This window comes from Flavobacterium columnare (genome assembly GCF_014844295.1).
Lineage (GTDB): Bacteria > Bacteroidota > Bacteroidia > Flavobacteriales > Flavobacteriaceae > Flavobacterium > Flavobacterium columnare.
Genome location: NZ_CP054494.1, coordinates 620,224 through 644,267, shown reverse-complemented (window position 1 = coordinate 644,267; position 24,044 = coordinate 620,224). Strand labels below are relative to the sequence as shown.

Annotated in this window: 22 protein-coding genes; 16 read left to right on the top strand and 6 right to left on the bottom strand. The window is 32.0% G+C overall.

Going from position 1 to position 24,044, the window contains the following annotated elements; translation table 11 throughout:
- The first annotated feature begins 48 nt into the window (after positions 1-48).
- The 5 genes from HUE53_RS02870 to HUE53_RS02850 all read left to right on the top strand — a co-directional run bounded on the left by HUE53_RS02870 (position 49) and on the right by HUE53_RS02850 (position 5,015).
- A complete protein-coding gene (locus tag HUE53_RS02870; protein ID WP_014166242.1) occupies positions 49-648 on the top strand; it encodes a SprT-like domain-containing protein in 600 nt (199 codons plus the stop codon).
- A gap of 42 nt (positions 649-690) precedes the next feature.
- Entirely contained in the window at positions 691-1,749 is a 1,059-nt protein-coding gene (locus tag HUE53_RS02865) for a mannose-1-phosphate guanylyltransferase (RefSeq protein WP_065213091.1), read from the top strand.
- A 206-nt stretch (positions 1,750-1,955) separates the two neighbouring features.
- Entirely contained in the window at positions 1,956-2,339 is a 384-nt protein-coding gene (locus HUE53_RS02860) for an ISAon1 family transposase N-terminal region protein (protein ID WP_014165862.1), read from the top strand.
- Positions 2,332-3,291: an ISAon1 family transposase gene (locus HUE53_RS02855; protein ID WP_454951481.1), complete on the top strand. Its 960-nt coding sequence runs from the start codon at positions 2,332-2,334 to the stop codon at positions 3,289-3,291. Before HUE53_RS02860 ends, HUE53_RS02855 begins: the two co-directional genes overlap by 8 nt.
- Positions 3,292-4,010: 719 nt before the next feature.
- Positions 4,011-5,015 carry a sphingomyelin phosphodiesterase gene (locus HUE53_RS02850; RefSeq protein ID WP_192188688.1) on the top strand — a complete coding sequence of 335 codons (1,005 nt, stop codon included), beginning with the start codon at positions 4,011-4,013 and terminating at the stop codon, positions 5,013-5,015.
- A gap of 157 nt (positions 5,016-5,172) precedes the next feature.
- On the opposite strand, the gene HUE53_RS02845 is transcribed toward HUE53_RS02850, so the two are convergent.
- From HUE53_RS02845 to HUE53_RS02835, 3 genes are all read right to left on the bottom strand, one after another.
- Positions 5,173-5,949 (bottom strand): ABC transporter ATP-binding protein, encoded by a 777-nt coding sequence (locus HUE53_RS02845; RefSeq protein ID WP_014166239.1) that lies wholly within the window; start codon positions 5,947-5,949, stop codon positions 5,173-5,175.
- Positions 5,950-5,951: 2 nt separating this feature from the next.
- A complete protein-coding gene (locus tag HUE53_RS02840) occupies positions 5,952-6,701 on the bottom strand; it encodes an MlaE family ABC transporter permease (RefSeq protein WP_041253267.1) in 750 nt (249 codons plus the stop codon).
- Positions 6,702-6,815: 114 nt separating this feature from the next.
- Positions 6,816-7,664, bottom strand: a complete 849-nt coding sequence (locus HUE53_RS02835; protein ID WP_014166237.1) for a glycosyltransferase — start codon at positions 7,662-7,664, stop codon at positions 6,816-6,818.
- Between the two features lie 124 nt (positions 7,665-7,788).
- Here HUE53_RS02835 and HUE53_RS02830 point away from each other — a divergent pair, with 124 nt between their 5' ends.
- Complete coding sequence (locus HUE53_RS02830; protein ID WP_014166236.1) at positions 7,789-8,892, top strand: glycosyltransferase family protein; 1,104 nt, start codon at positions 7,789-7,791, stop codon at positions 8,890-8,892.
- Between the two features lie 271 nt (positions 8,893-9,163).
- Here HUE53_RS02830 and alaS read toward each other — a convergent pair whose 3' ends face one another.
- Positions 9,164-11,800: an alanine--tRNA ligase gene (gene alaS, locus HUE53_RS02825; protein WP_014166235.1), complete on the bottom strand. Its 2,637-nt coding sequence runs from the start codon at positions 11,798-11,800 to the stop codon at positions 9,164-9,166.
- A 297-nt stretch (positions 11,801-12,097) separates the two neighbouring features.
- Here alaS and HUE53_RS02820 point away from each other — a divergent pair, with 297 nt between their 5' ends.
- From HUE53_RS02820 to HUE53_RS02800, 6 genes are all read left to right on the top strand, one after another.
- Positions 12,098-13,078, top strand: a complete 981-nt coding sequence (locus HUE53_RS02820; RefSeq protein ID WP_014166234.1) for a M23 family metallopeptidase — start codon at positions 12,098-12,100, stop codon at positions 13,076-13,078.
- 92 nt (positions 13,079-13,170) lie between these two features.
- Positions 13,171-13,503, top strand: coding sequence for a MerR family transcriptional regulator (locus tag HUE53_RS02815; protein ID WP_014166233.1), 333 nt, complete (start codon positions 13,171-13,173; stop codon positions 13,501-13,503).
- 139 nt (positions 13,504-13,642) lie between these two features.
- Positions 13,643-13,774 (top strand): hypothetical protein, encoded by a 132-nt coding sequence (locus tag HUE53_RS14400; RefSeq protein WP_256366388.1) that lies wholly within the window; start codon positions 13,643-13,645, stop codon positions 13,772-13,774.
- A gap of 12 nt (positions 13,775-13,786) precedes the next feature.
- Positions 13,787-14,401, top strand: coding sequence for a LemA family protein (locus tag HUE53_RS02810; RefSeq protein ID WP_014166231.1), 615 nt, complete (start codon positions 13,787-13,789; stop codon positions 14,399-14,401).
- Positions 14,401-14,838 (top strand): TPM domain-containing protein, encoded by a 438-nt coding sequence (locus tag HUE53_RS02805; protein ID WP_014166230.1) that lies wholly within the window; start codon positions 14,401-14,403, stop codon positions 14,836-14,838. Before HUE53_RS02810 ends, HUE53_RS02805 begins: the two co-directional genes overlap by 1 nt.
- Position 14,839: 1 nt before the next feature.
- A complete protein-coding gene (locus HUE53_RS02800) occupies positions 14,840-15,640 on the top strand; it encodes a TPM domain-containing protein (protein WP_014166229.1) in 801 nt (266 codons plus the stop codon).
- Between the two features lie 882 nt (positions 15,641-16,522).
- On the opposite strand, the gene HUE53_RS02795 is transcribed toward HUE53_RS02800, so the two are convergent.
- Entirely contained in the window at positions 16,523-17,800 is a 1,278-nt protein-coding gene (locus HUE53_RS02795; protein WP_014166228.1) for a S28 family serine protease, read from the bottom strand.
- A gap of 139 nt (positions 17,801-17,939) precedes the next feature.
- Positions 17,940-18,791 carry an AraC family transcriptional regulator gene (locus HUE53_RS02790; RefSeq protein ID WP_014166227.1) on the bottom strand — a complete coding sequence of 284 codons (852 nt, stop codon included), beginning with the start codon at positions 18,789-18,791 and terminating at the stop codon, positions 17,940-17,942.
- 159 nt (positions 18,792-18,950) lie between these two features.
- Here HUE53_RS02790 and HUE53_RS02785 point away from each other — a divergent pair, with 159 nt between their 5' ends.
- From HUE53_RS02785 to HUE53_RS02770, 4 genes are all read left to right on the top strand, one after another.
- Positions 18,951-19,886 (top strand): dihydrodipicolinate synthase family protein, encoded by a 936-nt coding sequence (locus HUE53_RS02785; RefSeq protein ID WP_014166226.1) that lies wholly within the window; start codon positions 18,951-18,953, stop codon positions 19,884-19,886.
- A gap of 145 nt (positions 19,887-20,031) precedes the next feature.
- Positions 20,032-21,627: an aldehyde dehydrogenase (NADP(+)) gene (locus HUE53_RS02780; protein ID WP_014166225.1), complete on the top strand. Its 1,596-nt coding sequence runs from the start codon at positions 20,032-20,034 to the stop codon at positions 21,625-21,627.
- Positions 21,628-21,630: 3 nt separating this feature from the next.
- Positions 21,631-22,638, top strand: coding sequence for a 4-hydroxyproline epimerase (locus tag HUE53_RS02775; protein ID WP_192188687.1), 1,008 nt, complete (start codon positions 21,631-21,633; stop codon positions 22,636-22,638).
- Between the two features lie 86 nt (positions 22,639-22,724).
- A complete protein-coding gene (locus tag HUE53_RS02770) occupies positions 22,725-23,963 on the top strand; it encodes an NAD(P)/FAD-dependent oxidoreductase (protein WP_107317279.1) in 1,239 nt (412 codons plus the stop codon).
- Positions 23,964-24,044: the final 81 nt, after the last annotated feature.

The window sequence follows — 24,044 nt, the reverse complement described above, 5'->3', positions numbered from 1 at the left end:
ATTCTAATACAAAACAGTTTTAAATTTTAGAAAAAGGAGACTGATATAATGCAAGATACTCTCTTTAAATACCTTCCAGAACAAGCGGTTCCAATGTGTTTTGAATTAATTAAAACAAATCATGTACATTTAAAAATTGTAAATGAGCGTTTAACCCGTCATGGGGATTATAGAAGAGAAGGAAACGGAAGGCACGTTATAACCGTTAATTATTCGCAAAATGAATACCGTTTTTTAATTACGCTCATTCATGAAATAGCACACTTAGTTGCATTTGAAAAATATGGACGAAATATAAAACCTCATGGAGAAGAATGGAAACATACTTTTCAAAGATTGATGATCCCTTTTATTCGACCTGAAATATTTCCACCTTCATTATTATCCTTGATAGCAAGACATTTTCGTAATCCAAAAGCAAGTAGTGATACAGATGCAACCCTAGCTTTAGCATTAAAACAATTTGATCCAGAGAATAATAAACATTATGTTTTTGAGATCCCATTTGGAAGTGTTTTTAGAATCCATAACGGAAAAATTTTTAAGAAGATAGCTCTTCGTACCAAACGTTTTGAATGTTTAGAATTGAATACAGGAAAAACCTATTTGTTTAATCCTAATGCAGAAGTAGAGTTATTACCAAATTAATTTTAATCTTTGTAACTTCGCATCTTGTTACTTTTAAAACTTATGAACAAAAATTATTACGCAATTATAATGGCTGGCGGAGTAGGTTCACGTTTTTGGCCCGTGTCTACCGTACAATTTCCGAAACAATTTCATGATATGTTAGGAACTGGAGAAACGCTGATTCAAAAGACGTTTTCAAGACTTTCGGAAATTATACCAAAAGAAAATATTTTAATACTAACAAACGAAAACTATAATGATATAGTTTTAGAACAATTGCCAGGAGTTAAGCAAGAACAGGTGGTTTTAGAACCAGCTATGCGTAATACAGCACCTTGTATTCTGTACGCTACTCTTAAGATAAAAAAAATAAACCCTGACGCATTGGTCGTAGTTGCTCCATCTGATCATTGGATTGAAGATGAGGTTCAGTTTTGTGCAAACCTACAACAGGCGTTTGATTTTTGCGAACAAGACGAAAATTTAATGACTTTAGGTATTTTGCCTACATTTCCAAATACAGGTTATGGGTATATTGAATACGATAAATTAGATTCAAGACCTATAAAAAAAGTAAAACAATTCCGTGAGAAACCAGATTATGCAACAGCTCGTAAATTTATACAAAGCAGAAATTTCTTATGGAATGCTGGGATCTTCGTATGGAGTGTAAAAAGTGTTTTAAAAGCTTTTGAAGAGTTTCAACCTGCAATGTACAAGCATTTTATGAATGGATATGAAACCTATAATACTGAAAAAGAAGCTGCTTTTATATTAGATAATTATCCGTTAGCTCAAAACATTTCTGTAGATTATGCCATTTTAGAAAAAGCACAAAACGTATTTGTCTTACCAGCTACCTTCGATTGGAATGATTTAGGAACTTGGGGGTCGTTATATGATAAACTGCCCAAAGATGAACAAGATAATGCGGTGGTAAACGCTACCGTATATCTAGAAAATGCAAATAATAATATTATACGTACAGAAGGAAAAAAACTAGTAGTAATAGACGGATTAAAAGATTACATTGTAGTAGATAAAGAAGATGTGCTATTAATATATCCTAAAAATAAAGAACAAGATATAAAAACAGTAGTAGCTAATTTACCCTTGTAAGGGATAATCTTATTTTTTAATGATAAAATAAGCCGTACAAAAAGGAATACTTTCTTAAGGAATTCAAAAAATAAAGTAGGAACATATAGTTTTATTCTGATAAGAGGATGAGTGTCATTTATTTCGTCCTCTTTTTTCGTATCTGACTTTTTTGGGCTCACATAAAAAATATGGGGAGTAATTGTAAATTGCGACAAAAAAAGTAAATGGATTTTTCGATACTTTCTGCTTTTCTACCCGAAGAATTATTATGTCATTTTGATATTGTTGATTTTATAGAATTAGGAGATATTCAAACAAAAAAGGATTGCTTTTATATCTATCTTGATGAAAAGAACATTATTCCCGAAGGTTTCATTTCAGAGGAATATGAGTCAAAAGGCTTTTGTGAGCGTACTTTGATACAAGATTTTCCAATACGAGGAAAGGCTGTTTATTTAGGTATCAGAAGACGTAGGTGGCGAAATACAGTAGATAAGTCAGAAATTAAAAGCGATTATTCTTTTATTGCAGAAGGTTCCAAATTAACTGTTGAACTTTCGGATTTTTTAAAAGGTACAGGTAGAGACCCGAGAAGATACGATAAGTAACATTGCCAGTTATTATGGCATTAAAGCTGATTTACTGCGAAGACATTACAAAAAAAGAATCAGTGGTTTTACAAGTTGGAAACAGTTAGAACATGCCGAAAATTATCTGATTTACCCCGAAAATATTGGGGAGAATTTAAGTATTGATGAAGTAAGTTTGTCAAAAGGTGAACTTTATACTTTTGTAACCAATAAACAAGGAAGAGGCAAAAAGAAATCCTTAGTGGCGGTTATAAAAGGCACCAAAAGTCAGGACATTATTGATGTGGTTACTAAAATTCCACTTTCGCATAGAAAACAAGTAAAATCGATAACACTTGATATGGCAAACAATATGCAATCAGCATCAAGAATGTGTTTTCCTGAAAGTTACCTTGTCACAGACCGTTTCCATGTGGTAAAGTTGGTAATGGAAGCTCTCCAGCATTTAAGGATAAAATATCGCTGGGAGGAGATTGAAAAAGAGAATCAAGCTATCAAAAAAGCAAAGGAGCAAGCAATAAAATACATTCCAATAACTTTTGAAAACCAAGACACACCCAAACAACTATTGGCTCGATGTCGTTATATCATTGCCAAGAAACCCAACCAATGGACAGAAACCCAAAAAGTGCGAGCCCAAATATTGTTCCAACATTATCCTCTAATACATCAGGCATATAAACACACCCAAGAGTTTAGAAATATTTATGAATACACCTCAAAAGAAGAGGCTAAACAAAAAATATTGAATTGGATATCCAAAACCAAAGAATTAAAAATGACTGTCTTTAATACCGTTGCCAATAGTTTAAATTATCATTTGGAAACAATTGCAAACTTCTTCGTAAAAAGACATACAAACGCAAATGCTGAATCCTTTAACTCAAAAATAAAACTCTTTAGAGCTAATCAAAGAGGTGTGGTGGATACTAAATTCTTCCTCTTTAGAATGGAGAAACTTTTTGCTTAATCCCCAAAAAATTAATCTGAGCCCTTTTTTGTTTAAAAAAATAGATAAAGAACTCTTAAAATACCTCATTATTCATTTTATATGATTTTTTCCTTTCAATCGTTCAGTGTTCTTTATTTTCAATAAGATAATCACTGTGTTCAGTCTGGTATTATGAATTGCTCTTTATCTGGTTTGTATATAATGGTATATATGAAATAATCGTTAGTTCGAGCGCGAAGCGTATCGAGAACCAACACTAATTTTTATTGCTTTTCTAAGATAGTGTCTAAATCAATATACAGTTTGTCATCCTAACATAAGGAGGAGTCTCATAATCAATAGTATGTGATTTCTCCCTTTGATCGAAAAGATTGCGAACTTTTTGGACAGTTTCAAGATTAAAAAAATAGTATTATGAGGAAATTTCAAAGTTTAAATGGTATTAGGTTCAAATAATACTCTTTTAGATTCAATGAATACTCTTTTTGGTTCTATTTTTAGTCTCTTGTTTGTCACTCCGGTAAGGAGGAGTCATATAATCAAAACCACTAGATAAAAAGGGGATAGTGTCTTTAAATGGTATTATACTTAAAACATTAAAATGCTTTACGCTTTCTTAAAATGTTATCAATGAATTAATATGAGTATGAATTATTTAAACTTTTATATAATAATAGATAATTTTAAATTAAGAATTTCCTAATCTGAGCCGTATAGTTTTGTCAAAAAAATAAAAGATGAAAAAACTATTATTCTTATTAGGTTGGTTTAGTATTGTATCTTGTTCAGATGAAAGCGCATTTTTACTTGAAAACACCAAATTTTCTGCAAACAGACTTGTTGAGTCTGCTGAAACATTTTCAGTAATGAGTTATAATGTCTACCAATTACCCAGTATACTAACTCAATACAAGAGCAAAGAACGAGCTGTTGAATTACAAAAATATATTTCAAACCTAGGAACAGAAACACCTGATGTTTTAGTAATTCAAGAAGGATTTAATGCGCGTTTTAGTGATGAATTTATAGCAAAGATAAAATCGATTTATCCTTATATGAGTTCTTTGTTAGGTCTTTATTGTACAAGCGGAAAAGGAACACTCTTGTATCCTAATGATTGGGACGGTTATTATGGAGATTGTGGAGATACTCTTTTTCATATTAATGGAGGAATTATTATTTTAAGTAAATACCCCATTTTAAAAAAGTATCAAATGATATTCAAAAATAAGATTAATTCGCCAGAAGGGTTAACAAATAGAGGAGTAGCTTATGTTATCGTTCAAAAGAATGGAAAAAAATATCATGTAATGGGAACCCATACTGCTTCTGAACAACCTAATTTTCCAGGAAGATTAACGCGAGAAAAACAATTTGTAGAACTGAAAGCCTTCAAAGAATCCTTTAAGATACCTAATTCAGAACCGGTTATTTATGCAGGAGATATGAATGTAGAGTATACTTTGACCGATGAATTTCAAAAGATGAAAATGCTTTTAAATGGTACGCATAACTACTTTTTTAATCCACTCACCGATAGAGGGACTTATTCTAATCAAAATACCGTAGTAAGGTACCAAGGATATAATAATTATAATAACACGTTGGACTATATATTTTTGGATAAAGATCATAAATTACCAGAATATATAACACCAACGCATCGGTTTACAGCTCAGTATTTTGGAGGGGATATTTCAGATCATGATCCTGTATATGCAAAATTTGTATTTACTTATTAGATGCCGTATATTGTGTGTTTAGAGAAAAGGCTGTCCAAAAGGAACAACTTAGCGGTTGAGTTTATCACTTTAGCGTTAGGAAAAATCTTATTATCCGAGTTATGCGATTTAAACGAGTCTCGGAATGATAAGATTGCGACCTTTTAGGACACCTTTTTTATATTTTTTTAAATTCTTCCTTTAATACAGCTTCTCTAACTTTTTTAAATAACTCCGAAGAATATACAAAATCTGTAACAGCTTCATTATCGGTTTTAAAAATTTGAGTTTTATCTCCTTCCCATGCTTTTAATCCGTTTTTAAGGAAAACAATTTTGTCGCCTATTTCCATTACAGAGTTCATGTCATGAGTGTTGATAACCGTTGTAATATTATACTCTTTTGTTATTTCCTGAATAAGATTGTCTATAACAATGGCCGTTTTAGGATCAAGACCTGAGTTAGGTTCGTCACAAAAAAGATATTTAGGATTATTTACAATAGCACGAGCAATAGCCACACGTTTTTGCATACCTCCTGATATTTCACTCGGCTTTTTGTGATGGGCATTAATGAGTTTTACGCGATCTATTACAAAATCTACACGCTCTTTGATCTCTTTTTTTGTTTTATTAGAAAACATTCTAAGAGGAAAACCTATGTTTTCTTCTACAGTCATCGAGTCAAATAAAGCACTTCCTTGAAAAACCATGCCTATTTCAGTTCGTAAATCGCGTCGATCATTACCACTCATTTCTTCATAAATACGACCATCAAAAGAAATAGTTCCACTATCTACTTTATGGATTCCTAAAAGTGATTTTAGAAAAACAGTTTTTCCTGATCCAGATTGACCAATGATTAAGTTGGTTTTCCCTGCTTCTAGAGTGGTACTAATTCCTTTCAATACCATTTGATCACCAAATGATTTTTTAATATTGTTTACTTCTATCATGATTAGTTCGTTAAAAGAAGTTGAGTTAAAATATAGTTACATAGGATAATGACTACAGAAGTCCAAACAAACGAAACGGTACTAGCCTTACCTACTTCAAGAGCTCCACCTTTCATATAATAACCATGAAACGAAGGAATGGTAGCAAGTAAAAATGCAAAAACAAAGGTCTTAATAAAGGCGTATATTACATGAAACGATATGAATTCTGCCTGTAATCCTGACATAAATTCATCTGCTGTAGCAAATCCTCCATACACGGCAGCAAGCCATCCGCCAAATATTCCTAAAAACATACTTAAGCCAATAACAAAAGGATATAATAATAAGGCTATTAATTTTGGAAAAACTAAGTAGTTCAAAGAGTTAACCCCCATTACTTCTAACGCATCAATTTGTTCTGTAACACGCATAGTACCAATGCTAGAGGTAATGAAAGAACCCATTTTACCAGCCATAATAATGGAAATAAAAGTAGGAGCAAATTCAAGAATTACCGATTGTCTAGTAGCAAAACCTATTAAATATTTAGGAATTAAAGGATTGGTAAGATTTAAAGCCGTTTGAATTGAAACTACTCCTCCTACGAAGAATGAAATGAAAGATACAATGCCTAAAGAATCAAATATTAAATCATCTATTTCTTTAAAAATTAAATTTTCCATAACCGACCATTTGGTAGGTTTTTTAAATATTTCTCGTAGCATCAAGAAGTATTTTCCTATTTGAGATAAGTATCTTACTAACATCATAAAGCGGTGTTCAGTTTACAGTTTTTAGTATTTAGTTAAGGAAACGAAGCGGTAAAAATACTATTTTTTAATCATTCTTTTAAAGAACGATCATGAATTACTATATAAGAGTCGTTAAAAAAGTTTTTCTTTTATCTTTTTCCATCTATAAGCTCTAACAAATCGAGCTTGTTCGGGATTTACTAGCATTGGTTTTTTTTCCGCTTTAGCTTTCCAAAATCCTTTGATATAATCAACAAATAATAGGAGTTTACCTTTGCGCATAGCTAGTTTTAAAGAAGCAATAGCCGTTATAAAAAAACCATAACCCAACGTGTAAAACGCTTCACCTTGTTTGTATCGTGATGCTTGATTATAATTAGCACCTGTAGGCTTTAAATGTTTAACATGAAGAGAAAAGTCTGTTACTATTTTCCAATTATAAAATTTGCATAACAATTCATCTACAGTATCCCATCCCATAGCGGGCTGTAGACCGCCTATTTGTTTGAAGGTTTCTTTTCTATAAGCTTTAAAAGCCCCACGGATATGATCTCTATCTGTTAAGTTTTCTAAAACCCAATCCCCTTTTTTTTCAATATAGGCAAAACCTCCAGCCATACCTATTTTAGGATCTTCTTTAAAATGCTTGATAATCGTTTCAAAATAGTGAGGAGGAAAGATTAAATCAGAATCGCCTTTTACTAAGATATCATATTCCTCGTCAAGTGTTTTTAAACCTTCTTGAAACGCTTGAATTACTTTACTTCCTGGTAAATGAATAGCATCTGATTTTTTTTCAACTAAAGAAATCCAAGGATGTTTTTCAATATAAGAAATGACAATTTCGCTTGTTTTGTCAGTAGAGTTATCGTTAACGACTACCACTTTTTTAGGAAGTACTGTTTGATTAACGAGCGATTCCAAGGTTAAACCGATGAACTGTTCCTCGTTATGTGCAGGTATGACAATATAATATTTCATTTTTTATAAATAGTATGCAAATATCTTTATTTTTATGGGAAATATAAGCAACTTTGCATTACTATTTAATAACTAAATCTAAGCATAAGGTATAAAAAACACCAAAAACTTCGTGTGATAATAAATGAAAAAAAATATTGCTTTTATCGAAATGGAAACCCACTCAGCTTTGCTAGAACAGTGGTATTTGTTAGTAGCAGAAATGCCTCGCATAGATTTTCATTTTTATGTCAGTCAAAAAGTATATGATAAATTAACGGCTATTCCTGAACAACATCTAACCATCATTCATTCTATACTTAAAACAGATTTTTCTATATATGATGCTGTGGTAGTGAATACAATACATAGAAATTATGATGATTACAAAACACTTTTTGAGGAAAAAGCCGTTTTATGTTTGGTTCATAATATTAATTTCAGTCTCTTTTTTAAGACTATTTCTTGGAAAAATATTTTTAAAGAAAAAGAAAAATTAGCCTACTTTTTAAAATTGTATTGGAAAGAAAAAGTAGCATCTAAAAGAAAAGTAATTACCAAAGCCAAAAAGCTAGGCGTAATTTCTAGTTCAGCTTTAGAAACGGTAAAAAAACAAGGAGTCTTTTTAGATAAAATAGAGTTCATTCAGATGAATTATTGCAAGCAATTTGAATTTCCAGAAGGAGAGATCATTCAAATCGTGATGCCTGGCAATGTATCTAATAAACGTAAAGATATAGATATGGTTTTTAGAGTAATTCAAAAACTCAAACCGCAAACCAAACTACATTTTACTTTTTTAGGAAAACCTGAAAATAAAATCATTTTAAAACAATTAGAAATTTTAAAAAAGAGTTCTCATTCTAATATTTCAATAACACACTATCATCAATTTATTCCTTGGGAAGAATACAGTCAAGTTATTTCAAAAGCACATCTTTTACTTTGTCCTATCAAACAAGCTACCTCCTTTTATTGGGTTGATGAAATATATGGAGAAACTAAAGTAAGCGGGGCAGAAGCAGATTGTATTTATAACGGAAAAATAGCATTGTTTCCTGAAAATTACCCAAAGATGGATTGGGAAAATTTACTTTACAAAAACGAAGAGGAATTATTAGAATTATTGCAAAATCTAACAGTAGAGAAGTTGTATTTAGCGTACCATGAATTAGAAAAAAAAGTAACTCAATATAACAAAGAAAGTGTTGTTCAAGGTCTTGAAGAAATCTTATTGAATTTGCAATAGATACAAAAACTTTTAAAATGAGATAGAGTAAATCGCATCATGTTTTAATAAAGGGATTTACTCTATCATAAATTAAACGTTAAATCCAAATTACATATTAGTTTTTATGATGCAGATAAAAAGGCAAAGAGATTTTTTCTGTCAGATGTAGTTTTACTACATTTTGGGCAAAAAATAAATACTTTTTAGATTTTCAAAGTTGTTTTTATCTGTAATAAATTTCTAACACGTAATTTGGGTTGAAACATTTACATTGGTTTTCGTATGCTAATTATTTTAAAAAATCAGTAGCCTTTTCTAATGCCTCTTGTACCCCTGCTGGATTCTTACCTCCGGCAGTTGCAAAGAAAGCTTGTCCACCACCACCACCTTGGATGTATTTGCCTAATTCGCGAACAACGGAGCCTGCATTTAATCCTTTAGTTTCTGCTAATTCCTTAGAAATATAGCAAGTTAACATTGGTTTTTCCTCATTTATAGTAGCTAAAACCACAAACAGATTATCTTTATTTTGACCTAATTCATACGCCAAATCTTTAGCACCATTAGCATCTAAATCCACTTGCACGGCTAAAAAGTCTACCCCATTAATAGGTTGTAATTGAGAAACCAGCTCACCTTTTAGATTTTTTGCTTTCTCTTTCAGTAATTGTTCAATTTGTTTCTTTAATTTAATGTTTTCATCTTGTAAAGAAACTACTGATTTTATAATATCTTGAGGATTTTTAAGAACTTCTTTAACCTCTGTAATTAAGTTTTCTTGTTTTGCGAAAAAATCTTTTACAGCGTTATTCGTAATTGCTTCTATACGACGGATACCTGCGGCAACAGCACCTTCAGAAACAATTTTGAAATGCCAAATATCAGCCGTGTTCCCTACGTGAATTCCTCCACATAATTCCATACTCTCACCGAATTTAATTGCACGAACATGATCACCATATTTTTCACCAAATAATGCCATAGCTCCTTCTTCAATGGCTTGCGCAAACGGTATGCTTCTTCTTTCTATTAACGGTAATTGTTCTTGGATACGTGCATTCACAAAATCTTCTACTTGACGTAATTCTTCTTCCGTTACTTTAGAAAAATGAGAGAAGTCAAAACGCAAATACTTAGGCGCTACTAACGACCCTTTTTGTTCTACATGTGTTCCTAAAATACTACGTAAAGCTTGATGCAATAAGTGTGTAGCCGAGTGGTTACTTGCGCATAAACTACGTAATTCTGTATTTACTTTTGCTTGAAATGTAGCACTGATGTTTTCAGGCAAATGCTTAGCAAAATGCAAGATTAAGTTGTTTTCTTTCTTCGTGTCGATAATCTCAATTGTTTCATTAGCAGAAACTAAAGTCCCTTTATCGCCCACTTGACCTCCTCCTTCAGGATAAAAAGGAGTATTATCTAAAACAATTTGATATAAAATACCATCTTTTTTAGAATCCACTTTACGAATACGTGTGATTTTTACTTCATTTTTGGTTTGATCATACCCTACAAAAGTTTCTACATTGCCATCAATCAACACTTTCCAATCTTCAGTAGTTACTTCTGAAGCAGCACGTGAGCGAGCCTTTTGTTTTTCTAATTCAGTATCAAACTCTGCTTCATTATAAGAATATCCTTTTTCCTTTAAAATCAAAGCCGTTAAGTCTTTAGGGAAGCCAAAGGTGTCGTATAATTCAAATACCTTTTCTCCTTTTACTTCATTTTCAGCAGTTTCGGCTACTACTTTTTCTAATAATTGCAACCCTTGTTCTAATGTGCGTAAGAAAGAGGCTTCTTCTTCACGGATTACTTGAGTTACTAAATTTTGTTGTGCTTTTATTTCAGGGAAAAATGCCCCCATTTGGTTTGCTAAAACCGCTACCAGTTCGTTAATAAAAGGTTCTTTTTTGTTTAAAAACGTAAAGCCATAACGAATAGCACGACGCAATATACGACGGATAACATAACCAGCCCCTGTATTAGAAGGTAATTGGCCATCTGCAATAGCAAAAGCAACGGCACGTACATGATCCACAATTACGCGGATAGCAATATTAATCTTGTTTTGCTCTTCTGTAATATCTTTTACCTCGTTATTAGTGTATTTTAAATGAGTGATTTGTGTTACTTTTTCAATCAATGGAGTAAAGACATCCGTGTCATAATTAGAAGTAACTCCTTGCATAGCCATGCACAAACGCTCAAATCCCATACCTGTATCCACATGTTGTGCGGGTAGTTTTTCTAAAGAGCCATCCGCTTTACGGTTAAACTCCATAAATACATTATTCCAAATCTCGACTACTTGTGGATGGTCGTCATTTACTAAGCTTCTACCTGAAACTTTAGCCCTTTCTTCGTCAGATCGTAGATCTATATGAATTTCAGAACACGGACCACAAGGACCTTGATCGCCCATTTCCCAAAAGTTATCTTTTTTATTTCCTAAAATAATTCGATCTTCTGGGACATATTGTTTCCAAATGTCAAAAGCTTCTTGGTCAAAAGGGACATTTTCAGAAGGATTTCCTTCAAAAACAGAAACATATAAACGGTCTTTGTCTAATTTTAGAACCTCAGTCAAAAATTCCCAAGCCCAAGCTAAAGCTTCTTTCTTAAAATAATCACCAAAAGACCAGTTTCCTAACATTTCAAACATTGTGTGATGATATGTATCAAAACCTACATCTTCTAAATCGTTATGTTTTCCTGAAACACGAAGACATTTTTGAGTATCAGCTATACGAGGATTTTTGGGGGTTCCATTGCCTAAGAAAAATTCTTTAAACTGTGCCATACCAGAATTATTGAACATCAAGGTAGGGTCATCTTTTAATACGATGGGTGCAGAAGGCACAATTAAGTGATTTTTGCTTTCAAAAAAATCTAAATACGCTTTGCGAATGTCTTGTGATTTCATTAATCTTTTGTTTAAAAGTTTAAAGCTTACAAAGATTAAGGTAATTCTTAATCAGGTAAACTAAAAAATATCTTTAAAAATTGTAATTTTATGTTATAGTTCCAATGAATTATTGTTTGAGCACTTCAAAGGAAATGATTAACGACAACGTAACAAATGGTATAAAACAGCTAAATAATTCTGCTTCAAAAAAAGGTTATAAATACGTTAATTTTTGAAACTTTTTTTTCAGATTATTCGTATAATAATTGTTACTTTGTCATAACGAGTGCAAAAATAGGATTTTTAATTAAAATTATGTCGAAAAAAGTTAAGTATTACTACGACACAGAGAGTCTGGCTTACAGAAAAATAAAACCCAAAAAAGGACGTAAAGTAGGAGTTGGAATATTGTTTTTATTAGCTTCTGTTCTTTTTGGATTTTTGTTTTTCTTTCTAATATCTGATTTGGGTTATTTTAGTACCCCTAAAGATAAGATGCAGGCAAGAGAGTTAGAAAATTTAAAATTAAATTACGTTATCCTGAATAAAAAAATTGACCAACTCAATGAAGTACTAGCCAGCATTGAAGAACGAGACAATAATATATATAAAGTCTATTTTAATATGGCAAGTCCAGGAGAAACCAATGATGATAAGAAAATTATTTCTAAAGCACGTTTCAAAAATTTACTTGCCATGAATAATGAGCAACTAATAATAAGTACCGAAACAAGGCTTTCAGGACTGTCGAAAAATTTGGTAAATCAATCAAAGTCATTAGATAAAATTTTATCTTTAGCGAAATCAAAAGACCGTTTTTTAGGCTCTATTCCTGCTATACAACCTGTAAAAAATGAACAGTTAAAACGCATGGCATCGGGTTTTGGTTATAGAAGTGATCCTTTTACGAAAGCAAGAAAAATGCACAAAGGAATGGATTTTACCGCCCCAACAGGAACTCCTGTATTTGCAACTGGAGATGGGGTAGTGCGTAGAGCTGATGCAGGAGCTTCTGGTTTTGGTAACCATATTGTCATCAACCACGGATTTGGATACGAGACCTTATATGCCCATTTGAGCCGTTATAATTGTAGACCTGGCAGAAGAGTAAAACGAGGAGATATAATTGGATTTGTTGGAAGTACAGGACGTAGTCAAGCACCCCACTTGCATTATGAAGTACATAAAAACGGAAGTGTAGTAAACCCTATTAACTTTTATTACGGAAATATTTCAGCAGTGGAATACACAGCGATTGCTAAAATGGCAACTCAAGAGAACCAATCCTTTGACTAATATCCAACGTTTAGTATACTATTTAGTAATTGAAACCAGATTAATTATAAAATATGTAAAAAAAAAATCACCAAAACCTAGTAATTAAAAAAATGAATATAAACCTTCCAGAAAATAAGCGTTATTACACGATGGGCGAAGTAGCCACAGCTTTTGGAGTAAATCAATCGCTAATTCGTTTTTGGGATAAGGAGTTTGATATCTTAAGACCTAGGAAAAATGCAAAAGGAAATCGAATGTTTACTTCAGAAGATATCAAGAACTTACAATTGATTTATCATTTAGTAAAAGAAAGAGGTTTTACATTAGAAGGGGCTAAAATTCATTTGAAAGAAGGACAAAAAAAAGCCTTAGAGAAATTAGCTATTATTAATAAGTTACAGTCTATTAAAGAACAGTTACTAAGTATAAAAAATGGATTATAAGGACAACAAAAAAAAGTTTGTAACAAGTAGCTCTTTGTTTCGACTAACTATTCAATTATAAGTAGCTATGAAGAAAATGTATTATATTTATCTAGTATTGGGAGTAATTGTTTTATTTAGTTCAATTAACAAAATAATAATGAACTCATCAGAATATACAGTTTTTAATGCTAAAACAAATGTCTATGTTTATATGATTTGGAAATTATTTATAGCAGGATCCTTATTCTTTCTTTTTTATACTAAATTAAAACAAGATTCTAAAAATTAAATTTTAACCATTATGAGAAAATTTTTGCCTTGGATTATTATTGGAGTATTAATTTTAACTGGATACTTCTATTTTAAAGGGATTAACAATACAGCCGTAGAGTTGGATCAAAATGTAAAAGAAGCTTGGGGTAATGTACAAACTTCGTATCAACGTCGTAATGATTTGATCGGTAATTTAGTCAATACCGTAAAAGGAGCAGCTGATTTTGAAAAAGAAACCTTAACAGCTGTTATGGAAGCACGCTCTAAGGCTACACAAGTAACAGTCGATCCTACCAATATAACATCAGAACAATTAACTCAATTTAATCAAGCACAAAGTGGTGTTTCGTCAGCATTATCTCGTTTATTAGTAACAGTAGAGCAATATCCACAACTCAAAGCAAATGAAAATTTTTTGAAATTACAAGATGAGTTAACGAGTACAGAAAACACCATTCAAACGGCAAGAACACGTTTTAATGAAACCATTAAACCATATAATAACCACGTAAGAATATTTCCAAATAACATTTTTACAGGTTGGTTTGGCTTTAAAGAAAAACCTTATTTTGATGCAGAACCACAAGCACAAAATGCTCCTAAAGTAGAGTTTAATTTTGGCGATAAAGCAGATAAAAAATAATGTCAACAGTAGAAGATTTCTTGTCAAAAACAGATGAAGAAGCAGTAGTAGAAGCTATCCGATCAGCTGAATCATTAACTTCTGGAGAAATCCGTGTACATATAGAAAAAAACACTTCTTTAGTAGCCCTAGAACGCGCTAAAGAGGTGTTTTGTTTTCTAAAAATGGATCAAACTCAATTGCGAAATGGAGTCTTATTATATGTAGCAGTAGAAACCAAAACATTTGCTATTTATGGTGATAAAGGTATAAACGAAGTTGTACCAGTTGATTTTTGGGAAAGTACACGAGATATTATCTTAGAGCAATTTAAGTTAGGAAACTTCAAGCAAGGATTGATAGAAGGTATTCTAAAAGCAGGAATACAGTTGCAAAAATATTTTCCTTGGACTGAAACAGATAAAAATGAGCTGCCTGACACCCTATCAAAAGGTTAAAATGAGAAACACCAAACAACATATATCAAACAACAAATTAGGCTTCTTCTTATTCATCATATTCTATTTTGTAAGTCATTCTTGGGCACAATTTGATATCCCAAAAAGACCTGTTTTTCAAACCAGTGTATACGATTATGCTAAAGTGTTATCTGATAACGAAAAGGAATTATTAGAAGAAAAACTAATTAAATATTCAGATTCCACAACCACCCAAATTGTATTTATTTCTATTGAAACACTCAAAGGAGAAAATATAGGTTTGTTAGCACCTAGATGGGCACATACATGGGGTATAGGGCAAGCACAAGAGGATAATGGAGTAATTCTACTTCTGGCAAAAAAAGAACGAAAAATTTGGATTTCACCAGGTTATGGAGTAGAGGATCGTTTAACAGCTGGAATAACAGGTGAAATTGTTAGAGATTATATAGTACCTGAATTCAAAAAAGGAAACTATTATGCAGGTCTCGATCAAGGAGTTGATGCCATTATTAAAGCTCTAAAAGGCAAGTTTAAAGGAGAACGAAAAAAGAAAGACAACGGAGCAGATATAGAAGGGGTGCTCCTTTTTATATTCTTGATTATCATAATTCTAATTATCATTTTTAAAAACAAAGGAAATGGCAATAACCGCGGCGGCGGCGGCGGATTAGATTTAGTAGACATTATCATTTTAAGCCGTATGGGACGTGGCGGTAGCAGTTGGTCTTCTGGTGGTAGTTGGGGAGATGATGGCGGCTTTGGCGGTGGTTTTGGCGGTGGCGGTTTCTCAGGCGGTGGTGCTGGAGGAGATTGGTAGTTTAAAGAATAAATTGCTATCGTGTAATAGAGGATAAATAAAATGAAAATATTGGTAGCTTTTAGTGATCCTATTTTACAATATTTTAGTTAAAAAATTACCTAGTGTTTATTTTTTATTATTTGTGACAACAAAGAAAAAATTTAATAACATTATTACTGCCATTATTATCGCTATTGTTTATACAATAAGGACAGGAGGTATTATATAATAAAAATAAAAACATTAATAAAGCCTCCTTATTCAAGGAGGCTTTTTGTATTTATAAACTTTTTAAAAATGAGAAAAATGAAAGCAAATTTTACTAAGTAGAAAATGCGACAAAGGGATTTGTTTTTAAATCATAAAACAAACTTTACTTCTTCTATTATTTTCTCAATACTCTACATTAATATTATTAGCTAACTACTGTAGTTAATCAAATTTTTATTGAACATTTGTTTTTCTAGTAATAATTTCTACTGGAACAGGTATTTATTTGTCAAAAAAATAATAAAAAACCTTTTTTTTAAATGAAAGGCTTGACATCATAAAAAAGAATTGCTAAAAACCTTTGTTTGCAATGGTTTAAGTGGTATGACACTTCTTTAAAACGTTGTAAATAAACATTTTTAGAATCATTAAAAAAAAGCCTAACACTAATTTCGTTATTGAAACTATAACATTACAAAATGATTTTACACACTTTTTAATACACTACCATGATTTAACCCAGATTATGCATTTCAAGATTATTACAAAGAAAAAAAGACTTTAGATCTAAAAAGGTACTCGTTTTTTTGTTCTCAACGAAACGCATGATCTCTTTACTCAACTGGTAAGTTAAAAACTCTTTAAAACAAGGCGTTAGTTCAATCTTTCTAATGCCTTGTTTTTAAAATACTATTTTAACCATTTCGTTAATATATTCATGATTTTTTGCTGATCTTCTTTTGAAAAATGTTTAATTCGCGTAGCATGTGTTCCTTGAGGGAGTACCATTTTTAGAGCATCTAATTTTTCAATAGGAGTGGGAGCGCAAGCATACCAAGGATCTAATCCACCATAAATATATACTATTTTAGAACCTTTCTTTTCTATATAATCGCGTACCTGTTTAATATATAATTTATCGTATTTTAAATCAATGTTTCGAGGAGTAAATCTATTGTTACTAGACGATTTAACAATACGTAGTAAATCTTTTACTGGATTTAGATCAAAACCATAATATCCTAATTCTGTAAAATGTTGATAGAAAGAAGGTAAAAGACGATGAATCCCTTTATCTGAATATACTTCAAAACCTACAATATTATTTAAATAATCAAATAATTCTTTTGAAGAGGAGTTAAGTGAAGGGATCTTATCACAACTTCCATTCCATTGCCAAAAAGAAAAAGGCAATTCTAAAACAGCATACTCAAAAGCTTCAGAAATAGGGACTTCATTAAAAGTTAGGTTGTTTTTCTTCGCATAGGAAGCAACTTCTGCTTCAATAGCCGTTCTGTTAAGCATTAAGAGTCTTTGTATTTGCACGATTGAGTTTCTACATTCAGGAGTACCAACGGTGGTGTTATAATGTTTTACAGTTCGTTCGTCTTCCGTACCGTTTATCATGGGAGCAACGTAAGGAATAGCCACATCTATATCATTAGGATATTTAGACTTATAGATAAGTGTGGTTTCTCCTCCTTTACTAATACCTGTAGAAATCCATTTGCTGGTATATATTTTTTTTAATTTTTCAACTATCTGATGGCAATCCTCTATTGCTTGATTATTCGTTAAAAACTTCCAAGGAATAGGATTGGGTCTAGAATCACCGTAAAAACGATATTCTATTATTAATTGATTAGTGTCTAATAATGAAGATAATTCATTTTTTTCATAACGAGCATTATAGCCTTCTGTTTCAACTACCATAGGCTTAGAATAATCTTTATGAGAAAGATAAATACAATGTTTAAAAGTTCCTTTTGACAAATCATTATGATCTAAAGGCTCGTCTAAAATAATTTTATAAGACTCCGTAAAATCCTTAAGATTATTTATCTTTTCAATACTCGCTTTATTAAAAACTTCTTGAAGTTTTAAAAATAAAATTGATTTTTCTTGAGCAGTACAATTAATAGTAAAAAGAGAAAATAAGACAATGGATAAAAAACAAGAATATTTCATTTTAAAAATTTTAATCAAAAATCATAGAAATAGAAAATCAAAAAAAATAGTATATTAGCCTACTATGGTTTAATATTAACTACTTGTATGATACGGCAGAAATAAAAATGTAGCTTGTAAACCTGAATTTACAAAAAAATTAGTTTTTAAACCGTTTTCTATAATTCATGGGCGATATTTTTTTAATTTCTTTAAACTTTCTATTGAAATTAGAAATATTATTAAATCCCGTGAGTTCCGCAATTTCTACAATACTTATTTCATGGTTTGATGTCAATATACGAGAAGCTTTTTCTATACGCAATTCAATTAAAAACTGAAAAAAAGTTTTATTTGTTCTGACTTTAAAATACCTACAAAAGGCATTTTTAGTCATATTAGCTATATTCGCAATTTCTTCTAACGATATTTTCTTATCAAAATTATTCATTACAAATTCATATACAACTTGCATTCGTTTGCCTTCGGAATCAGTAATGTCTTTATTATACCTAAAAGACGAAAGTGATTTTTTTTTAGAAACAGTAAGTTTATTTAATAATTGTAAAAATTTAATAAACTTGGTTGTGTCTTTAGCAGTAGATAAATCCAATATAATCGAATATATTTTTTCTTTTTTAGACAATACCTTATATCCATTACGAGTATCCTCAAAAAAATTAAGTATTTGAGTAGATTCAGGGAGTACTTGCAAGCTGTCTTTGATTACAGTAGCGTCAAAAAAGATAGAATGTACTAAACTTAATTCCTCCTCCTTGTTTATCTCACTTTTAAATACATGCGGTAAGTTACTTCCAAAAACAATAATATCTCCAGCGTTATATTCAGATATTGTATCGCCCACTATTATCGTTCCTTCCCCTTTTTCAATATAACTAATTTGAATTTCTTCGTGTTGATGAAGTTTATCATATAAGATCAACTCTTTGTCAAACTGATAAATGATGGCTTCTTCTTTTGCCTTTGGTATTTTAAAAGGAAATACTTTCATAAGTAGGTACTTGGTTTACTCAAATTTATAATTTCAATGTATTATTATCATTTTTTTAGAGTATTATTTTTAATAATGGATAATATAGTATCATTTTAAGCTAAAAACTGATTATTGCCTTGATGATATTCAAAATAATTTTGTCAAAAAACAGCAATTATGAGTTTTCAATGGAAAGGCGTAATGCCAGCAGTTACTACAAAATTTACAGCAGATGATAAGCTTGACTTAAATACGTTTGAAATAAACATCAAGGCACAACTTGATGCAGGAGCAGAAGGGATTATTTTAGGAGGAACCCTAGGAGAAGCCAGTACTTTATTTGAAGAAGAAAAAAGAGAACTTATTCGAGAAACAGTTCGTGTTGTAAAAGGTCAAGTACCTGTTATAATGAATATAGCAGAACAAACAACCAGAGGAGCTATAGAAGCCGCTAATAAAGCCGAATTAGATGGGGCTAGAGGATTAATGATGTTGCCTCCTATGCGATACAAAGCAACCGATTATGAAACCGTAATGTTTTTTTCTGAGGTTGCTAAAAGCACATCATTGCCCATTATGGTATATAATAACCCCGTAGATTATAAAATTGAAGTAACCTTAGATATGTTTGAAGAATTGTTGAAATTTGATAACATACAAGCAGTTAAAGAATCAACAAGAGATATTTCTAACGTTACCCGAATTAAAAATCGTTTTGGAGATAGATTAAAAATATTATCAGGAGTAGATACGCTAGCTTTAGAAAGCTTACTTATGGGAGCTGACGGATGGGTAGCAGGATTAGTAGATGCTTTTCCCGCTGAAACAGTGGCTATTTACAAATTAGCAAAAGCAGGTAGAATAGAAGAAGCCATAGCAATTTACAAGTGGTTTTTACCATTGCTAGAGTTAGATATTAGCCCTCAATTAGTACAAAATATAAAATTAGCCGAAGTAGCAACCGGTATAGGAACGGAATACGTTAGGGCACCTCGTTTGCCTTTAGCAGGAGCAGAAAAAGAAAAAGTTTTAGCAATTATAGCAGAAGGATTAAAAACAAGACCTGTTTTACCAGATTACAAAAACGTATCGGTAGCAACAGAAATAGTATAGATAAACAAAATAAAAAAATCATCTTTTAATAAAGTTCATTTGATAGGCTTCTTTTCATAAGGTTGATAATGTTTTTTCAGAACCTATCCTATAACCTACAAGATTTTCCTTGTAGGTTACTTTCTTAAATAAATAAATAAAAAATATGATTACTGGGAAAAATTATATAGGAAGCCATTTGCTAGCAAGTGGTTCTAAAATTTTAAAAACGTTTAATCCGGAACTTAACCAAGAAAACGATTGGAATTTCATAGAAGCAACAACTGACGAAATAGAACAAGCTGTTCAACTAGCACATAAAGCGTACCAAGAATACAAAAATTTTTCAGGTAAGAAAAAAGCCTTATTTTTAAATGCAATTGCAGATGAAATACTAGCTTTAGGAGATGCTGTTTTAGAAGTGTATGTTCAAGAATCAGGTTTGCCAAGAGGAAGAGCCGAGGGGGAAAGAGGAAGAACAATAGGGCAACTTCGCGCTTTTGCTCAAATGCTTGAAGAAGGAAGTTGGGTAGAAGCAACTATTGATACAGCAGTTCCCGATAGACAACCCGTACCCAAAGTAGATTTAAGAAAAATGCTTTATCCTTTAGGACCAGTAGTTGTTTTCGGATCAAGTAATTTTCCTTTTGCTTTTTCTACAGCAGGAGGAGATACTGCCTCAGCATTAGCCGCAGGATGCCCTGTCATTGTAAAAAGCCATTCTCTACACATAGGAACAGGGGAATTAGTAGCTTCCGCTGTATTAAAAGCGGCACGAAAAACAGGAATGCCCGAAGGTGTTTTTTCTAATCTAATAGGAAGCGGTATAACTCTAGGGACTACATTAGTAAAGCATCCATTAATTAAAGCTGTTGGGTTCACTGGGAGCATTATTGGAGGTAGAACACTTTTTAATCTAGCAGCACAACGTCCCGAACCCATTCCGGTATTTGCAGAAATGGGAAGTATTAATCCCGTTGTATTATTACCTAACGAATTAAAAAACAACACCTCTTTTTGGGCTAAACAATATGCAAGTTCCATCACTTTAGGAACAGGACAGTTCTGTACAAATCCGGGTTTAATAATTGGATTAGAAAGCCCAGAATTAAACTCTTTTGCATCCGAATTAGCATCTGAAATTTTACAAATAGCACCTTCTTGCATGTTGCATTCCTCGATTAGAAAAAATTATGACGAAGGACAACAAGAATTAAGTTTACAAAAAGGAGTCGAAATTTTAGCTATTCATGAAGGTAAAACAAAACCTAATTATGCCCCTCAAACCGTATTACGAGTTAGTGCAACAGAATTTTTAAACAATAAAACATTAAGCCATGAAGTATTTGGACCGTTTTCAGTATTAGTGGTTTGTGAAACGAAAGAACAAATGACTACGGTTATAAACAACCTAGAAGGACAATTAACAGGAACAATTATCGCAGAATCAAAAGAACTAAGTCAATATAGAGAGGTAGTAGAAGCATTAAAAGGAAGAGTTGGACGTTTAATCTTTAACGGTGTGCCAACTGGAGTTGAGGTTTGTGCGTCTATGTTGCATGGTGGTCCTTATCCTGCCTCATCTGATTCAAGATTTACAGCGGTAGGGATTCATGCCGTAAAACGTTGGGTAAGACCTATAAGTTATCAAAATTGGCCTAACGAATTATTACCAGAAGAATTAAAAAATGAAAACCCATTAGGAATTTCAAGAACCGTAAATGATCAATTAGAAATAGCAACAGCTTTTATTACAGCGTAAGCAATGGGAAGAAAAACTTTTTTTTGTGTAGATGCACATACCTGCGGAAATCCCGTAAGGGTTGTAGCTGGTGGTGGTCCTGATTTAAAGGGAGCAAACATGAGCGAAAAAAGACAACATTTTTTAAAAGAGTACGATTGGATTCGAAAAGGACTAATGTTTGAACCCAGAGGTCATGATATGATGAGTGGTAGTATCTTACACCCTCCTGTTGATCCAGAAAATGATTTTGGAATTTTGTTTATAGAAACCTCAGGATGTTTACCCATGTGCGGTCACGGGACTATAGGTACAATTACCATAGCTGTTGAAGAGGGATTAGTTACGCCAAAAATTCCAGGAAAAATTAGAATGGAAGCACCAGCAGGTCTTGTGCAAATAGAATACAAACAAATTGGCAAAAAAGTAGAGTGGGTACGTCTTACAAATGTAAAATCCTATTTAGCAGCGCAAGATTTAACTATAGAATGTCCTGAATTGGGAGAAATACTATTTGATGTAGCTTATGGAGGGAACTATTATGCCATAGTTGATCCACAGAAAAATTTTAGCGGTATACAAAATTTTACCGCAAGCAAAATAATACAATACAGTCAAGTGGTTCGTGCGCGTATAAATGAAAAATATCCAAATCGATTTATACATCCAGAAAATGATACGATTAAAGATGTAAGCCATTTATTATGGACAGGTACTCCAATTGATCCAAGTTCTTCAGGAAGAAACGCTGTATTTTATGGAGATAAAGCAATAGATCGTTCCCCTTGCGGTACAGGAACCTCTGCTCGAATGGCGCAATTACATGCAAAAGGGATCTTAAAAAAAGACGAAGAATTTATACACGAAAGCTTTATTGGTAGTAAATTCATCGGACGAGTAGTTGAAGAAACCAATATAGGTTCTATACCCGCAATTGTACCAAGTATTCAAGGATGGGCTAAAGTTTATGGTTATAACAACATTATTATTGATGATGATGATCCATACGCTCATGGATTTCAGGTAATATAAATAGAATTAAAAATTAGGAAAGTATAGTGAAAATAAATTTGCTAAGCATTTTTTTTAAATATCCCAAATCTCAAAAGTATTAAAAAATGAAAAAAATAAGTATAATAGGAGGCGGTATTATTGGGTTATGTACTGCTTATTATTTGACAGAAGAAGGATATGAGGTAGAAATATTTGACAGTTCTGATCTAACAGACGGTTGCTCCTATGGAAATGCAGGAATGATAGTACCCTCTCACGTTATTCCCCTTGCACAACCAGGTATGATTGCACAAGGCGTTAAATGGATGTTTGATAGTAAAAGTCCCTTTTATATCCAACCTCGTTTTGATGTTGATTTGTTGAAATGGGGGTGGAAATTTTATAAAAATGCCACAAAACAACATGTAGAAAAAGCAAAACCAGCTCTTCGAAATTTGTCTCTGTTAAGTAAAGAACTTTATAAAGATTTAGCAAGTAAAAGTAATTCCTTTTACTATGAAGAAAAAGGACTTTTAATGTTGTTTAAAACAGATAAAACAGGTGCGGAAATTGTGCATGAAGGAGAAGAAGCTAAAAAATTAGGGTTAGAAGTCGAATTCTTATCAAAATCAGAAGTAGAAAGTTTAGAACAAGGAACGAAACTAGATATTTTAGGGGGAGTTCATTATAAATGCGATTCGCATTTATATCCTCAAAAATTCATAGCATACCTAAAAAGAGAATTAGCTAAAAAAGGAATAAAGATTCATAATAATTGTAGTGTGATGGATTTTGTTATAACAAACGAAAAAGTAAGTCAGATAATTACTTCTAAAGGAAATTTTAGTACAGACGAAGTTGTAATTGCTACAGGAGCATGGAGTCCTAGTTTAGCTAAAAAAATAGGGACAGGTATTTCTCTTTTACCAGGAAAAGGATACAGTTTTACGTTATTAGATAAGGAAAAAAAACCTCTAATTCCTTCTATTTTATGTGAAGGAAAAGTAGCTGTTACTCCTATGAATAAAGATATTCGTTTTGGTGGTACCATGGAAATTACTCATACAGGAGATACAAAAATAAATCGGAACAGATTGCAAGGTATCGTTAATACAGTAAACACTTTTTATCCTGAAATGAAAGTGGGAATGCCTGAAAATCAAGAAATATGGTATGGTTTTCGTCCTTGTACTCCGTCAGGTATGCCGATAATTGCCAGAGATAAAAATATTCAAAATGTAATTTTAGCAACAGGACACGGCATGATGGGATTAAGTTTAGCACCTGCTACAGGTAAAATAGTTTCTGAAATTATAGCTAATAAATCCCATTCTATATCTATTCGCCAATTTCAGTTGAGTTAATGGTTTGTTTTATTGTAAAAGGAAAATCAGATGGGTTAGAAAATTTGTTTTAAGTTGGGTTAAAAAGAAGGGGTTCGCTTT